Origin of the sequence: Streptosporangium sp. NPDC002524 (genome assembly GCF_040295985.1) — a bacterium.
In the GTDB taxonomy this organism is placed as follows: domain Bacteria; phylum Actinomycetota; class Actinomycetes; order Streptosporangiales; family Streptosporangiaceae; genus Streptosporangium.
Genome location: NZ_JBEOWK010000008.1, coordinates 287,699 through 304,576, shown reverse-complemented (window position 1 = coordinate 304,576; position 16,878 = coordinate 287,699). Strand labels below are relative to the sequence as shown.

The window sequence follows — 16,878 nt, the reverse complement described above, 5'->3', positions numbered from 1 at the left end:
CTGGAACGGCCGGACGCATTCCGCTCAACTGCATGCCCAGCCCGACGCGGGCGCCGGCCCGAATCCGGGAACGGACTTCCGTGGACGGCCCCTCCACCAAGCAGCCGGGCGCGGCCCGCCTGAAGCGGCTCTCGCGGTGGCCGCACCCGGTCAGCCATGACCCAGAGCTCTGTGAACAGCTCGACACGACCGGACACCGCATCGACCTTCCCCATGCACCGATCTCCCCACTCTCGGCGAGAGCGTCATGACCGCTACGTACAGGAGGCAAGCGTGAAGCTTCTTCTCACTTCCGCCGGCGTCAAGAACCCGAGCATCCACAGCGCGCTGGTCGGCCTACTGGGCAAACCGATCGCCGACTCCAACGCCCTCTGCATCCCCACCGCCAGCTACGGGCACCCCCAGAGCAATCCCGGTGGGGCGTGGCGTTTCATCAGCGGTCAGTCCTCCACCCCCATGTGCGAGCTGGGCTGGAAGTCCCTGGGAGTGCTGGAACTCACCGCGCTGCCCAGCATCGACGAAGAACGCTGGATCTCCTGGGTCCGAGAGACGGACGTCCTGCTGGTGAACGGCGGCGACCCCCTGTACCTCTGCCATTGGATGCGGCAGTCGGGGCTGGCGGACCTCCTGCCGTCGCTGCGCGAGACGGTCTGGGTGGGACTGAGCGCCGGAAGCATGGTGATGACCCCCCGTGTCGGAGAGGACTTCGTCGGCTGGAAACCGCCTGCCGGAGGCGACAACACACTGGGCATCGTCGACTTCTCGATCTTCCCGCACCTGGATCACGAGCTCATGCCGGAGAACAGCATGGCCCACGCGGAAAGATGGGCGGCCGAAATCCCAGGCCCGGCGTACGCGATCGACGACGAGACCGCCATCAGAGTGACCGAGGGCACCGTCGACGTCGTGTCCGAGGGGCACTGGAAGCTGTTCTCCTCCTGACACCGACAGTGCTCGCACAGTGGTCGCCGGCTTTTCGCCGACCCCGGTCCGCCAAGGTCCTCCGGAGGCCGTTGTTGAACTCCTCCGCCTGGAATGCCGACGCGGTCCGCGACGACCTGCGAGCGTATGTGGTGGAGCAACTTGGTGGCACCAACGGGGTGTTGATCGTCGATGAGACCGGATTCCTCAAGAAGGGTGAGCGCTCGGCCGGGGTGCAACGCCAGTACTCCAGCACGGCCGGATCGAGAACTGCCAGATCGGCGTGTTCGTCGCCTACGCCTCACCTCGGGGGAGGGGCATTGATCGACAGGGAGCTCTACCTGCCCAAGTCCTGGGCGGCCGACCCAGAACGCCGTGCTCGGGCGGCGATTCCGGAGGAGGTCGCTTTCGCCATCGAACCGGCCATGGCGCGGGCCACGCTGGAGCGCACCCTGGTGGCCGGGGTGCCTGCTCGCTGGATCACCGCCGGTGAGGCCTGCGACGTCCCCGGTCATCACCTGAGATCCGTTCTCCGCCGCCGGGCCGCCGGGAGGTGGTAATCGCCCCCGGTGCGACCTTTCCGCGGCGGAGGGACGCGTCCGGGCGCGCGAGGAAACCTTCCGGTCTCCGGGGTCGACCTCATGTCCGGCGCGCAATTCCACAATTCCCGCGAATGGCCGCTTGTCAGGGGTGTTGCGGATGCGGTCAATGATGTGTTACTTTTCTGCGCGTTCGACTGCTCGGTAAGTGATTCCTGTTTCTCCACCATTCGACTGCGTACGGGGACGCCGTGAGTGTGAGAAAGGCACTGTTTAGAGCCACGAAGCCGGCGCCCTGGCGAGCCATGGGCCATCCGGACCGCTTTCCATCGAACCGTCGCGGGGCACGGCGCAGCCGCTCATCGCCTCATTGCGCCTACCCTCCCGATTGCCCGTCCGAACCTTGACCGTAGTCGTGTCCGCGCCGGTCACATGACCGGTGAGGCGCACTTACGCGTGTCCTGCCGCACGAAACGCGTGCGGCTTCCGTCGCATTCCAGCCGCCTGCCGTGCTGACATCGTTCCGCGATTTCGCATGGCCGAAAACGCTTGCCGAGCAAAGCTGCGCATGCACTGCCGCGTTATGCGCCGAGTGGCGGAAATACATTCCCCTCGCCGCCGTCAGAGTTTCATCGAATATAAAGGGAGAGAGAAAGTGAACGCTTCCAGGATCAACCTCAAGGGCAGGTTCGCGGTCGCGGCGTCGCTGGCGGCGGCCGCGCTACTCGCCGGCGGCCTCACCGCCACCCCCGCCGCCGCCTCGTCGGCCTCGGCGCTCGGCGGGACGTGCGAGTTCAGCCGCACCCTCTGCTTGTTCGAGGGCGCCGATCGCACCGGCGCGAGGTTCACCGTGCAGTCGTCGGCTCCTCCCGCGGGCACCTGTGTCAACCTCGTCGCACACGGCTGGGGCTCGGGGCGGGCCCACTCGGCGATCAACACCGCCAACCAGGTCGCCACGCTGTGGACCAACACCAACTGCACCGGTACGCCCATGACGCTGTTCCCCGGCAGCCCTTCGAGCTTCACCTTCAACGCGGGCAGCGTCTTCGTGTACTGATCCCCAGAGGGCGTCGCACCGCGGGGAGGGCCACGAGCGGCGGCCCTCCCCGCGGGCACGTTGCGCCCCGGCGCTTCGCCGTGCGGCCGAGATTCGTCAACGGTTGACCGGGGGACTGTCTCGTACGCGCCTCCGGCGGCCTGGAGGCGATGTGCTCAGTGGTCCCGGAGTCGGAGCGGGAGTACGACGACAACGGCATCGATCTTGACACGTGCCGCACCTCGCTGGCCAGGCCGCTCCCGATCTCTCGGAAACGGCCTCTGGCCTGGTGGAGATGAGGGGATCCAAACCCCTGCCCCCTTGGGTGCGAACCCCGGTGGGACGCACCGCTTCCGATCGACGAATGCCGTCCGGTGCCGTCACGTGCCGCGACGATGCCGTCCATTGGTCTCGGTTGCGCTCCCGTGCCAGCGGGTCCTGACTTTTCGCTGACTCCGCTCAGCCGCCCGACCTGGGGTGACCACAGCTACGGGAAGTTGTGTCTCCCGCGACCGGCGCGAATTTGTCGGCCTCGTACGTCATGATCGGCGCTCGTCTTCAGTACGTCTCTCAAGGAGTGCCATGGCCGTCACCGAAGGAGCCGGATGGTCCGGCATGGGCTGGAACGCCTGGACGGATCTCGCCGCGATCCGTGTTCGGCTCGGCGCCGGCGCCGACCCGAACTCGGGAACGGGCTTTCATGGAGCCCCCTCCATCACGCGGCCGAGGAAGGCTCACCGGAAGTGGTCGCGGAGCTGGCCCGGCGCGTCGACGACGTCGACGCGGAGGACGAGGGCCGCACCGCGCTCTGGCTCGCCGTCTTCAACAACCGTCCCGGCAACGCCCGTGCCCTGGTCGCCGCCGGAGCCGACCCGTGGCGGCCGATGATGAACGGCTGGTCTCCCGGACGGCTCAGCCTGGCCACTCCCACCCCTGATCTGTTCACTCTCCCCGATGGAGGGGCCGGCCTGTCGGCCGCCGAGGCCGCCACCGTGGCAGAGGCCAGACGTCTGACCGCCGCGTTGGGGCGTTTCAACGACGACGGCCACAGCCTCGCCTGCGTGGCCGACATCACCGCCGCCGAGGCGGTACGGCGCTTGGAGGCCGTACCGGCCGATGACGCCGACGTCGAAGAGGTCATGGAGGATCCCTGGGCGGATGTCGATGCCACCCTGTCCGTCATCGGCGTCACCGATGTGCCCGGCGGATGCGTCGTCTTTCAGCCGTGTGGACACGCCGCGTCCAACCCCGGCGTCATAGAACGCCTGTCGGTGGACACCGTCTGCCACGGGCTGTTCGCCAATCCCAAGAGCGGCAACCAGGGAGCCGTCGCCCGCGACGGCGTCATCGAGGAATGGGACACCCACCCCGGCGGCGGCAGCGTCTACTCCGGAGAACCCGCGGAGGAGATCCTCACCACCTACCTCTACCACCACCAAGCCGAGGCCTACTGTTTCGCCGGAGCGGGCCTTCGGCCGGCTGACGCCCGATCGGTCAACGGCCAGGCCGACATGTGGCTCAAGCTGCCCGAACAAGATTGGTGGAGTTGACCGGAGACACGGCGGGAAAGCTCGATTCCGCTGTCTGAGATCGGGCCTTCATCCTGTGGCTCGACCTCGCCACAATGATCATGTGATCGACTACTACCGCGATTTCTTCGAGCGGCATCAGTGGCTGGAGAACGCACTCTCCTGGACCGTCGTGCAACCCCTCGACGAGGAGATCACGGTGGACGATCTCCTGCCACGGTTGAACGGAGGCCGCGCCCCCGAGCAGCGCGTCATGGAGTGTCCCCGAGAAGAGGCCGGAGAGGAGGGTTGCCCCGTCCTCCTCGTCTCCGAGGGCGAAGGAACCTGGGGTTTCCTCGACCTCGCCGGAGGTTTCGGTCTGTCCGACCGCGTCCTCACCGCACTCAGCACGGAGTCACGTGTGTGGATGGTGACCTGGCACTTCAACGGGGGATACACGATCCTCCATGCGGCCGGCGGTGAGATCAGGGCGCGGATGCGCGACTTCCTCTTCACCGAGCACGTCGTCGAGGAAGGTGACCCGAGCATCCTGGCCGACTTCCGCGCCATGCTCGACGGCCTCGACCCGGAGGACTACCGCGGCAGACGCGGTGCGGCGTTCGCCTTCATCGAGGCGGCCACCGGCATGCGCCTGGACAGCGAGTTGCCGGATGTGGAGGACGCCCCCGTCGTCATCCTCGACAACCCTGCCGCCTGACCGGTTGTCGGCTGGCCTGCTCGCAGCGGTGGCAGCCATCCACTCCGAAGACGTCCGCTGACTTTTCGCTGGCTCCGTCCCGGAACCCTCAACGGACACCACCCCGCCCGGCCCCGGCCCCTGACGACCTGCACGCCACCTGAGCAGCAAAAAGGCCCGGTTCCATGATCTGGAATCGGGCCTTTCGTCCTGTGGGGTGTTCACGAGTAGATCTGGCCTGGGGCGCGAGAGGGATTGCGAAGATCGCTTCCCGTGCCCAGGAAGATCGCTTCCCGGCAAGAGTGCTTAACAGAATGAGCTCGGCTGCGCTTTGATATCTCGCTGTAGACGACTCCGTGCCCTTACCGTATCAACGCGCTTAGGGCAAGGACGTGGTCGTCCCTATCGCAGAAGCAGAGGTTTCCGTTCTGAAGGCCGGACTCTTTCGCTGACCACCTCGCTCAGACGAACATCCAGCAGTAGAGCAGTTGATCGTGCTCTTTCGCGCGGCGGGCTAGCCCGACAAGATCCTTGACCAGGGACACCATGTATTCCCTATCATCCGAGGAGTAGGAAGAGAATTCCTCGATCTTCGTCCAGCGTTCCGCCGCCGCGGGCAGGGACGAGTCGTCCGCGTCGGCGAGGATGTCCCGTGCGTTCACCGGCAACTCGTAGATGGCCGCCCCACCCAGGTAGGGGGAGTCCTCGGGCAGGGCGTCCCACTCCTCGTCGGTCTGCGGGGCCGGATCGGGATACGAGGGGTACAGGGGCACCGCGTCAACCAGGCCGAGGGAGAAGTCGACACCGCCGATGAACGCCACAAGTTGGCCCAGGATCACCTGAGGGTCGACCCATTTGGTCTCCACGGCGTCGAACCCGGCGACTCCGTACTCAGGATCGTCGATCACACGGGAACGGTCCGGTTGAACGGTCGCCGCCACACGATCCGCAGCCCGGTAGTACTCACAGAAGACGCTCACGCGAGCGATCCTGGCCCGGCGCGCACAGTAGGGCAACCACTCGGGCATGCCTACCCTGACCACTGTCGGACATGACCGACGCCTTGAAGCCGACAGGCTCACGGTAGGACGCTTATGTAGGCCATGTTGTCCATCGGCAGCCCCGTGGCCGCAACCTGCTCACGCAAGTCGCTGTTCATGTGCGCCCCCTTGAACTGCTCCACCGTAACGATGGCGGAAGGCCATCTGGCCGACTCAACCCAGATTTCAGGCGGCTCCCTGCGCGATACGGACCAGCCACTCTGGTTCAGCCGTTGCTCGGCCGCGGCGAGTATGTCGTCTTTCACATCGCCGTCGAAATAGATCACGAGATCGTTCACTTCAACGTACGCGTTCTCCCACTCGTGGACCATGACGGCCTCTTCGGCGACAACCCGGCCGACGGTTCGCAACTGCGAGAGCACGGCCGGGTCCACGCGCCGCACATCGGATCCGAAGAAGAAGTACAGCGCGGCCCATCCCAGGCCGACCACCAAGAAGACAGCACTCAGCGGACCCACGAGGCTCTTCAGACGTCTGTTCATACGCGACAGCACCATGCTTCCTTCACCTCCTCAACCGAATGATCATGCTGTCGGACAACGCGCCCGGCAATCAAGGGCCGGCGAGTTCGATCATCCATCCGTGGGGTCGCGCCCGGCGCCGAAGGCTTTGCAGCGACAACGGTGCAAATCTGTCTTCATCAGGGGACTGTACGGTTTTCGGCTCTGGCTCACTTTCGGTGGTAACGGAGCGTGCGCATCGAGCTGACGTCGCGGAGTTGGGTGGCTTCCTTACCAAGTGTTTGTGAGATCGTGTGCTCGCCCCTGACCATGATCACCGGACTGGGCTATGACATCCTTCTGACCAGCTAATTCGTCTTAAGTGCGTCTTTATCGCCCACGATCACGCTTGGTCACCACCGAAAGTGAGCCAGAGCCGTTAACTGGACAGACCCACCTGCCGCGGTCGACCTGACCGACGCCCGACAGCGAGCGGCTCACCTCGCGGCAAAGCCCCGCGTTCTGCCCCCGCAGCCCGACCTGAAGGCCGGCGAACTGCCGAAGATCTGCCGCCAGCACACCATCACCCTGGGCAAAGACGACCTCGGCCACCTCGACAAGTTCCGCCAGGACCTGGCCTACCTCAGTCCCGCCTGGATCGGGACCTACAAGTCTGTCCGCGCCAACACCGAAGGCATCAACGGCCGGCTCAAGGGACACGACCTCGACCTCGGCGATCCCAAGAACCGGCTCGCCCACGGACGCGTCGCCCAAACCATCCTGGTCGCATTGCTCGTCACGGTCGCCAACGACCACTTCCTCGACCAGTGGCGCCACACCCAGCAGCCTCCAGACGGGTCCGACACCTCGGCCGACGTCCTCGAAATCACAGCAGAGCAGGCCGACCGCATGCCACCCCCGGATCGGAGCAGGCCACCACCCATTCCAAGAGCCGCAATTCAGATCCCCCTGTCGCACCCAGCTCGGCGTCGGCTTCGCCATGCCCAACGACGCGAACTCGGTCCTCGACCAGCGGTCTGACACCACCTAGACCTTCCCGGGCACCTGCTCTGCAGCTTCCAAACCAGCACGAACCCGATTCGGAAACCCCCGAAACGACAAGATCCCGCCTGATCGTGATGATCAGACGGGATCCCGTCAACCTCAGTCCAGCCGTTTCAAGAACGGCTCCTGGTGGGATGTTCACGAGTAGGTCTGAACTGCGGCGAAGAATCCTTCTGAAGATCGCTTCCCGCAACCAAGAAGATCGTTTCCCGGCGCCATGGCCGCTTCACGTCTGCATCACACCGTCGGCAGCGTCACCAGTACCGGTGCCTGCTCGGCCGAGGCACATGCGGCGAGTTTGACCCGGACGGCAGCAGGCCCGCCCGTGAGCACCCGGTCATGAGACAGGCTCCTTACAAGCGATCCTTGATCATTTGTGGATCGAAGAAAATCCGCTCACGGGACTGTGGCCCACCAGTGTTGGCCTGCTCCCGAACGATAAGCGTCACTTGCCCGGCCGATATCGATGCCGAGTCGGGCTTGTCCGATCCGCGAGGTCCTTAAGGACCGAGACTCCACACCCGTATCGTCTTGTCCCCGCTGCCGGAGATGATGACGGGAGTCCCATCGCTGCGCTTACCGATCGCCAGGCCGAGGAGAGGAGCGGAATGCCCCTTGAAAGGGTCTCCAATCGCATCTCCGGCGCCCAGGTCCGATATCGACATATTGCCGTAGACGATGGCAGAGGAATCATCACCGCGTCGTCCAACCGCCATGTCAAAAAATCACTAACTGGGGCCTTGATGGGCTCACTGACAGGCTTTCCGGCGTTCAGGTTCCAGATCCGAATGGTTTTGTCATAGTTATTGGAGATGATGACAGGAGTGCTGTCACTGCGCTCGCCGACAGTCACGGCCATCACAGGGCCCGTCTGACCTTTGAAAGGATCGCCGACCAGAGTACCAAGGGGGCAACGTCGACGGAGAGCTAAAACCCTGCGGTCGAACTGGACAGCTGGACCGGTGCAAGGCCGATTTCGGACGCTGCTCTCCCCATCGATAGACTCAGCGATCCGGCGGCCAGCAACACACCGATCGTTAAGGCCAAGCTTCTTGGTCTGAATGGGGCGATACAACCCATCTCACCCACCTCGTATCCCAGCAGTCGCAATAGCCTCGTTTTCGCGTTCAAGGTCAGCAAGCTCCATTAGCAAACCTGCACGCCGACCGCACCTACGATCACGACCGCTATCGCCTCCAGATGCGGGAAAAGAGAATCGACCCACTCATACTCCCGCAGGATTTCGCACAGCTCCAGCCTGGGCGTACTTCGATGGAGGAGTCAAGCAGATCATTGCCCTACTGCACTGGTTTCGCAGCAACTGGTGGGTCCCCATCGCCAGCTTGATCACCAACAAATCTTGCTACCTAGAAGCTGATCTATCGCACTCGCATGGCACCAAGACTGCACGGAGAGAAGAAGGGTTCACTTCAGCATTGTCAAGGCAGCTCAAACTCTATAAAATCCCTTGACCAATCCAACATTGCACACTGTCGATCGGCTCGCCCTCACGGGAAAGAGTCGGATCAAACAGACGCATTATCGCCGCCCCCGATCAGCAGCTTCACCGCCAAGACCGATCCAGAATTCTACTCGCGCTAACACCAACCATCAAACCTCCGCAATAGCCAGAATTGTCGGCCAGTCCTACAGGTAAAGGAAGTGAAAATATCTCAACTAAACAAGAAAGGTCACGTTTGCTATTCACTCTGACCTACATTCACAATCACAAGCACTTCCGGATCAATCGATTTTTCTTTAATAGCTTTAATGGCCGCTTCTGGATACATCCCGACATGCAGGGGGTCAAATAATTTAATACTCAGATAGGCGCCCTTCCATATAGGCGAATGCATCTGCACGATTTGAGGGTCCTTCTGTGGAGCAGCAATCCATTTACGTTTACGCAGAAGATCACTGGCCTTATTTAAGGCCTCCTGAGCATTGGCGCCTCCGACATCGACGACAAATTTATTATCAACTTCGGTCGTCCCGTTCCAAAAGCTTTCGGTCTCAGACTCTCCCAGCACCTTACCGATGCTGCGCACCTCGCCAAGAACGGCGGGATCGGCGCGCAGCGTTACAGCACACCCCGAAACTAGAAGATAGGTACCAAGGACAATCATAGCTGTCCCGAGAGCGCAACTCGCTTTCCGTAATCCCATGGCATTGGTCAGTGACATTTTCTCGTAGACACCATCCTCACATCAGCCATCACAACTCTTAAACCCTCCCATTTTACGGGAATATGTGACACAACTCCAGAACTCATCAGCAGTCCCCCCCGATTTCATTACTGCTTCTATAAATGCCCTACGCTTCACTGCTATTGCCTTATTTGTTTCACTACCCTGCGGGACTCCAGTTTTCATCCATATTTCGAATTTCTCAAAAAGTAACTCAGTGGGCTTCTCTTTATTTATGGTCACCCCTGAGCATCCACAGTAAGCAATAGCGGCCTGTTCGTCATTAATATGATACGTACTCCCGTCCGGCAGTTTCCATTTTACGTTCTCTTTCAAGTGTTTCATCCAGGCCGCAGCCAGATGAATGGCCCCACTCGGATTATTATATAAATAGTCGGCTATTCGGCGAGAGCTTGCCGAACCCCAGTTGTACTGCTCTATTCCGGTAGTATTCTTAACTAGCATCTGTCGTGCCTTGTAAACCTCCAATTGAGTAATGCCGACCGACGTCCCTTCCCCGCTTCCGTTTATGATCATATTTCCCCAGTACTTTTTTTCGTAGCCAGAACGACCTTGCTTCACCTCCTCTTGATTGCTTTCCCAAACGAGAACGGCAAGGAGAACATTTTTCTTTATTCCATGATTGTAAGCGGCACTTTCAATGTCCCTCCAGTACGGGAGGAGATGACTATACGTATCGTAATTATTGAATTTTACTTTTCCTACAGAAGTTTGATAGTAAGCGACGCCCCCCGCTGTCACCGTGACCTTTTCTGGCTCGAAATTGTCCATCCCTCCATACATCGACCAGTTGGCGGCCAATTCCTTTTCGTCTAGTTGCGGAGTCCAGTGCTTGATATAATCCATCCGCGCTTTTTCACTGGTGCTCTCGTCCCAGTAGTTCGCCTGGTCTATCTCCCTACCGTTTTCCATGACGCCGATCCTCAGAGCCTCGTCACGATCGAACAGCGGGAACTTCGTCCACTCCCCGAAATTATCGTTATACCATTCGTAGTCCGCTTCCGTGGTCCCGTTGAACGACAGGTTCGAGGGCTGGCTTCCCCACGGGTTGTACACCGGGGGGGCCGGGTTGGCCGGCCAGTGTCCAGTCGGATCGACATGGTTGAGAGGAGCGGCATTGGCGTAGGTGTAGCGGTTGGCCTGGACCGATGGCTCAGGGTTGAGGGTCACGGTGTCACGGGAGGTGAACGCGCCTGTGCCGGGCTGGTACCAGCGGGCGTTCATGTTGACCTTGCCGGTGTCCGGGTCGGTGTACTCCCCCTGATACCCCAGGCCACGGGTGGCGCCGGTGCGATGGGTGACCTGCCCAAACGGGTCATAGGCGGTCGAGTCGACCAGCGCGGTGCCGGAGAAGGTACCCACCAAGTCTCCGTGCAGGTCGCTCATCGTCGCCAGAGCGGTAGTGCCGCCCTCTTGCAGGCTGAGAAGACCGCCGGAGACATCGCGACCATATTTGGCCTGGACGGCGCCGACGCTGTCGGTGACGGCGGAGATATCGTTGGTTAGCCCGGAGTAGACGAACCGCTGCTGGGTGCTGCTCTTGGTGCGGGAGGTGACCCGGCCCAGAGCGTCGTAGCCGTAGGTGGCGTCGCCGTCGGAGATGAGGCGGTCGAAGGCGTCGAAGGCGAGGTTGCGGGTGACACCCGCCTTGGTCTCGGTCGCGGTGGTGCCTCGTGGAGTGTAGGTGTAATCGGTGCCGTCACCGGACAGGAGTCGGTTGCGCTCGTCGTAGGTGTAGGTCTTGGAACCGGCCGCGGTGCGGTTTCCGGAGTCGTCCCAGGTGTAGGCGGTGGTGCCGCTCGGGGCGGTCCAGGAGGTCAGGCGTCCGGAGTGATCGTAGCCATAGGTGTTGGCGCCTGCTCCCGCGGTGCCGACGGTGGTCTTCGCGGTGATGTTGTCGTCCTTGTTCCACCCGTAGGTAACCTTCGCCAACTGAGTGCCGGAACTGTTCTTCAGCGTATGGGTGGCGATCCGGTCCATGGCGTCGTAGACGTAGGACTGAGTGTTGACCGGGCTCGCGGAGGTCTGGCTGGTCAGCCGGTTGCCGTTGTCGTAGCCGTAGGTCCAGGTGCGACCGGTCACCGGGTCACCAGCGGTGGCCAGGCGGTTGGCGTTGTCCCAGGTGAAGTTCGCCGTACCGGTCGGATCCACGCGCTGGGTCGGGTTACCGAGGGCGTCGTAGGTGTAGGTTGCGACCTGGACGGTGGCCTTGGATACCTTGGTCGTCAGGCCGCGGTCGTTGTATTCGAGGGCGTAGTCGCCGATCGCGGTGATCCGGCCTGCTTGGTCATAGGTGGCGTCACGGTCCGGGGTAGTGACTGAGGCACCGGTACCGGCCTGCTTGACCACCCGACCCATAGGGTCAAAGGTGCGGTCGTTACGCACCCCGCCCGGCTGCACGGTGGCCACCGAATTTCCGGCGGCGTCATAGACGGTGGTCCAGGTCCGGTCGGCCGCGTTGGGGTGAGCCGTGGTCGAAGGTTCGATCACCGACTCGGTCAGGCCAAGGCTGTTGTAGGTGGTCCAGGTGGCGTTGCCTCGGCCGTCGGTGGTGCGGGTGCGGGCGTTGGCGGCGTCGTAGCCGAACGTTGTGGTGATCGTCTTACTGGCGGAGATCGGCTCGATCATCGAGGTCATGCGGCCCAGCGCATCAAAGGTGCGGTTGGTGACGTAGCCCTCGCCTGAAGTGGTGCTGGTCGGGTTGTCCGCCAGGTCGTAGCCGTATCCGATGGTGCGTACCGTCGCGCTGGTGTTGTCCAAATTCTTGACAGAGGTCTTGCGCCCGGCTAGGTCGTAAACGACCTCGGCGGCGTTGCTCAGGGCGTTGGTGACCTTGGTCTGACGGCCTCGGATGTCGTAGAAGGTGTTGGTGGTGTGGGTAAGCGGGTCGGTGGTCGCGGTGACCTCTCCAGCGGCGTTGACCGTGTAAGTGGTGGTTTTGTTATTCGGTCCCGGCGCGACGCTCTTAATGAGGTTGTTGGCGGTGTCGTAGGTCAGTGCGGTGGTGTACGCCGCACTGGTCGGGGTGCGCTCGATCTGCGTCTGGGTGATCGTGCGACCCAGGTCGTCGTAGGTCGCCTCGACCCGCGCGCCGGTCGGATCCACCGTGGCGAGCTGTTCTCCCAGTAGGTCGAACTCCGACACCCATACCCCGCCAGGCCCGGACGGTCCAGGATCGGTCTTACGCACCGGCCGGCCCAGCGCGTCGTAGTCAGTCTTGGTGATATAACCGCGCGGGTCGGTGACCTGCGTTGCGCGACCCGCCGCGTCGTAGGTGAAGCCGGCCGTCGGAGTGATCGGGCTGCCACCGGGCGGGGTGTAGGAAGGAGAGGCGGTCGAGACCAGACGGCCTGCCTTGTCGTAGACCGAGGTGACGGTGCGTCCTTCTCCGTCCACACTTTGGGTGCGCAGGCCCGCGTTGTCGTAGCCGTACTTCACTGTCGGTCTGCCGTTGGCCGCGGCTGTCCCGCTCTTTTCGATCTTTACCTGCGGGGCTTTGGTCTCCACCAGCTGTCCGGCGATGTCATAGCGCATCGTGGTGGTGAAGTCCGCAGCGATGGCACCGGAGGCGTTGCCCCGCGGATCGGTGGTGGTGGTCATCAGACCGCGCTCGTCATAGGTGCTGGTGGTCACCAGATCGGTGGTGCCGTTCTCCACCGTCTGCCGCGTCACCTGTCCCAGGGTGTTGTGGAGGTAGCTGGTGATTTCGGTGCGAGTGGTTCCCGCCCCGGTGAAGGTCTCTCGGGTGACATTGTTGACCGCGTCGTAGACGTAGGCGGTCTGGCGATTGAGAGCGGCCGGATCCAGCGTGGTCGAGGTCTTTCGGCCGGCGGCGTCGTAGACGTAGGCGACGGTGGTCTTGCCGCCACCGCTGATCTGCTCGACGAGGTTGCCCGCCGGGTCGTACTCGCTGGACTGCAGCACCACATCGGCCGGAGTGGTCAACCCGTTGAGCCGGGCGTCGTCGGCGACGGTCTGCGACAGCTGGTTGTCCATCCAGTACGTCAGGGCCTTCTTGCGGCCCATCGCGTCGACTTGACCGGCTGTGCGTCCACCGGGGTCATAGGAGTAGGACTCCAGCACCACGTCCTGGGCGGGCTGCGGACTGACCGGGCTGCCGGTCCAGTTCTTCAGTGTCTTGGAAGCCAGCTCACCGCGCTTGGTGTAGCCGAATGTCGTGACCGTGCCCATCGGGTCGGTCGCCGACACCTGCAGACCCGTGGCGTCCCAGGTGGAGCCCATCACGCCCCCCTCAGGGTCGGTGATGGTCGCGACCCGGCCGTGGGTGTCGTAGGTATAGGTGGTGGTACGGGCAGGATCACCACCGGTCAGGTCGGTACGGGTCTCGGTGAACTTGTCACCGTCGGCGTTGTAGACGACCGTGGTCTTGGAAGTGTGGGTGACGTTGGTGACCTCGTTCTTCACCCCCGGGTCGGTCTGGGTGAGCGGGCGCCCCGTCCCGTCGTAAGTGAAGGTTGTGGTGCTCCCCGTGGGATGAGCGGTGGAAACCTCGGTGCGAGAGGTGACCCGGCCCACAGCGTCCCGCGCCGAGGTGATGACCAGCCCGGAGGGTGTGGTCTGCTCGGCGATGTCTCCGGCCGCGTTGTAGCGGTAAGTCGTCTCCTCGTTCTTGGCGTTCTTTTGCGTTTCCAGCAGTCCGACCGGGGTTGCTCCACCACCGACCGCCGACTCCGTACCATCGGTGTAGGTGGAGGTCATCGACCTGCCCGATGGGAAGTCCGGGGTGGCCGGGGTGGTCACCTTGGCCACCTCACCATAAGCGGTGTACTCGGTTGTAGTGACGTAGGTGTTGTCGGTCTCCGACGCCGACCGACCATCCCGGTAAGCGATCACCTGGTCGTTACGTGGATCGAACGAGTCAGAGGCGTTCAGGTAGTACTTCTTGAACTCCAGCGCGCATTCACCCGGAGCGCGACAGTACTTACGGGCCAGCAGGTTGCCACGCTCGTCGTAGTAGACGTCGTTGGCGATGTCATTACGGTCGATCACCTTCGACAACGAACCACTCAGGTTGTACTCGTACCACTGGGTATGACCCAACTGGTCAGTTTCGCCCAGAATACGGTAACCACGCTCAGCGTCGTACAGGTACGTGAGCGTCTCGTTGTGCGGGTCGGTGACGATCACCTGCGCGGCACTGGAATGAGGATCGAAGGTCTTGACGCCAATCTGCCAGGTACCGCCATTGGTGTCGGTATGCGTCTTGAGCCGATCAGTGGCCGCGTCATAGGTGTTGGTCACTGACACCCGCCCGGACGGCAGGGTGACGGTGGTCAACTTGTGCGGCACCTGCAACCGGGCACCGAAATGTCGCTGCACCTCGGCCACCGTCAACGGCTTGTCATAAATCGCGACTTCGTCGATTACACCCTTGAACGGGAACGCCTGCCTCGGCGAAGGTACCGCCGGAGAGATCGCCGGGTCTGCCACGCCGTTGCCGACCGTGGCGCTGTTGCGCCACGTGGACACCGCGCCGGTCAGCGTGCCGACCTGTGCCCCGTCCAGATACAGCGTCTGGTCCGATCCCGTGGCGGTGAGCACCACATGATGCCAGGCGTCATCGTTGACCACCGCCGCCGAGGTGATCGGGGAGGCAACCGCAGCCAAGGAGCCGCGCAGTTTGCCGTCAGTACCGACATACAGCATCGGCCCCCACGGAATTCCGCTGGTCTCCTGGGTGCCAGCGGCCACCAGCACCCCAGACTGGCTGGTCTTGAACCATGTCTCCACCGATACCTGGTCACCCAACTGACCGACGATGTTGGCCGGCAGTTTCAAAGAGGAGCCGGTGGTGAATTCCACCGCGGTGTCCGGGGTTCCGGCCAGCGCGCCGGGCTTGCCATAAGTCACGCCCTGGTAGGTGGCGTCCTCGGCTGCCGCGCCCAGGTCGGCTGCGGTGGTGCCGGAGGCTTCGCCCAAGGGCCAGTATCCATAAGGATCAGAGTCCAGCACACTGCTGCGGTACTGCGAGCCGTTGCCGTAGGCGTAATGCGTGCAGTTCGGAGCGGCCACCGGCGCGCACACCCCGGTCAGCTTGTCCCCGTCATAGTGATAGGTCCAGGTGATCGGCGTGCCACCGACCGGGTTACTGGACACCGCGGTGACGTGGTTCCCGGTCCAGGTGAAGGTCAGCGACCGGCCAGCGGGGGCGGTCACAGTAGACAGTTTGCCGCCGACGCCGTACGTCAGGGTCTGAGCACGACCCCGGGCATCGGTCACCGAGGTCATCTTTCCCTGGGCGTCGAAAATGTAGGAGGTGGCGGACTTGTCCATCAGTCGCCAACCACCCCCGCTGACCTCGGCCAGCGTGGCGAACATTCCCGGCGGCGGCTGGAAGGTGCTGCCGGTCTTCATGAACCGCACCTGACGCCCGTCGGGGTAGGTGATCAGTGCCGCGGTCGCCGCGCCACGCACCTCCTGCACCAGCTTCATGTCCCAGCGACTCGACCAGCCGGCGCCGAAGATGCCGTTGGTCCGCGAATCCATGCTGTTGTAAGTGCGCACCACCGACAGCGGCGGCCCTGCGCTGGGCACCGACAGGTCGGTGAAGGTGGTGGTGTAGTTACCGGCCAGCTGGTTGAACTCCCGGCCGGCGGCGCCGGCGGTGGCCAGCTGCGAAGTTAGCACCGGCTGTCGCACACCGGTGACGAAGGAACGGCCCACGGCAATCGACAGAGAGTTGGAAGTGTCGGTGATGGTGACCTGCCACCAATACTGCTTGCCCCAGGCCAGCTTGTTCGCCGGAACCTTCCAGGTGCTCACCCCGGCGGCCAGGGTCCCTGAGGAGGCGCAGCCGGTGCCGGTCATCGCCGGCACGTCACAGATATTGAACGCGTACCGCAGCGGCCCCGTCCCAATGGTGACACGCCCTTGGGCTCGCAGAGTCGGGGTGAGGGAGTCGACTAGCATACCGTCGCGGGGGAAGGCGTCCAGCAACGTGGGCTCCCCGGCCATCAATGCCGCCAGCGACGATCCGCCCGACTTTTCTTTGGCACTTTTGGTCGGCTGTGCCCCTTGGCCTCCGGAGGTGTTCTGGTCGATAAACCGTTCTTCGCGAGGCACCGCGTCTTCGGGCGGCTCTGCTTCTGTCTTCCATCCCTTGCCATCCACCGTGGTGGTCGTCACATCGGTTTTCACCAGGGAGGAAAACCCAGCCGCCGACCCGGCCAACTGCTTGGGCGTGACAGGCTGTGGCGCCGAAATCCGCAACACATCGGCAACGGCCACACCAGGCACTATGGGGATCAGTAACAGTCCAGGAAGGGCCGCCAGCAGCGGCACAATCTTCCAACGAGCCGAACGCGAGCATGACGAACTCCGGCGCATATGCCGCCACTCTCCGAACCTTCAACACGCAGGCCAACGACCCGCGTTATTCATCCC

At 62.9% G+C, this 16,878-nt stretch carries 10 protein-coding genes; 5 read left to right on the top strand and 5 right to left on the bottom strand.

The genetic code is table 11. From position 1 onward, the window contains the following. Positions 1-273: 273 nt before the first annotated feature. From ABT053_RS16715 to ABT053_RS16695, 5 genes are all read left to right on the top strand, one after another. Entirely contained in the window at positions 274-942 is a 669-nt protein-coding gene (locus ABT053_RS16715; RefSeq protein ID WP_350969906.1) for a Type 1 glutamine amidotransferase-like domain-containing protein, read from the top strand. Next, entirely contained in the window at positions 825-1,481 is a 657-nt protein-coding gene (locus ABT053_RS16710) for a transposase (protein WP_350969905.1), read from the top strand. Before ABT053_RS16715 ends, ABT053_RS16710 begins: the two co-directional genes overlap by 118 nt. A 634-nt stretch (positions 1,482-2,115) precedes the next feature. Further along, positions 2,116-2,517 (top strand): peptidase inhibitor family I36 protein, encoded by a 402-nt coding sequence (locus ABT053_RS16705; RefSeq protein ID WP_350969904.1) that lies wholly within the window; start codon positions 2,116-2,118, stop codon positions 2,515-2,517. Positions 2,518-3,239: 722 nt separating this feature from the next. Continuing rightward, positions 3,240-4,046 carry a DUF6461 domain-containing protein gene (locus ABT053_RS16700; protein ID WP_350969903.1) on the top strand — a complete coding sequence of 269 codons (807 nt, stop codon included), beginning with the start codon at positions 3,240-3,242 and terminating at the stop codon, positions 4,044-4,046. 82 nt (positions 4,047-4,128) lie between these two features. Beyond that, complete coding sequence (locus ABT053_RS16695; protein ID WP_350969902.1) at positions 4,129-4,722, top strand: hypothetical protein; 594 nt, start codon at positions 4,129-4,131, stop codon at positions 4,720-4,722. 440 nt (positions 4,723-5,162) lie between these two features. On the opposite strand, the gene ABT053_RS16690 is transcribed toward ABT053_RS16695, so the two are convergent. From ABT053_RS16690 to ABT053_RS16670, 5 genes are all read right to left on the bottom strand, one after another. Further along, positions 5,163-5,681 (bottom strand): hypothetical protein, encoded by a 519-nt coding sequence (locus ABT053_RS16690; protein ID WP_350969901.1) that lies wholly within the window; start codon positions 5,679-5,681, stop codon positions 5,163-5,165. Between the two features lie 98 nt (positions 5,682-5,779). Next, positions 5,780-6,259 carry a hypothetical protein gene (locus tag ABT053_RS16685; RefSeq protein ID WP_350969900.1) on the bottom strand — a complete coding sequence of 160 codons (480 nt, stop codon included), beginning with the start codon at positions 6,257-6,259 and terminating at the stop codon, positions 5,780-5,782. 333 nt (positions 6,260-6,592) lie between these two features. After that, positions 6,593-7,039, bottom strand: a complete 447-nt coding sequence (locus tag ABT053_RS16680; RefSeq protein WP_350969899.1) for a hypothetical protein — start codon at positions 7,037-7,039, stop codon at positions 6,593-6,595. A 1,928-nt stretch (positions 7,040-8,967) separates the two neighbouring features. Further along, positions 8,968-9,450 carry a hypothetical protein gene (locus ABT053_RS16675; protein ID WP_350969898.1) on the bottom strand — a complete coding sequence of 161 codons (483 nt, stop codon included), beginning with the start codon at positions 9,448-9,450 and terminating at the stop codon, positions 8,968-8,970. A gap of 24 nt (positions 9,451-9,474) precedes the next feature. Further along, positions 9,475-16,722, bottom strand: a complete 7,248-nt coding sequence (locus tag ABT053_RS16670; protein WP_350969897.1) for an RHS repeat-associated core domain-containing protein — start codon at positions 16,720-16,722, stop codon at positions 9,475-9,477. Positions 16,723-16,878: the final 156 nt, after the last annotated feature.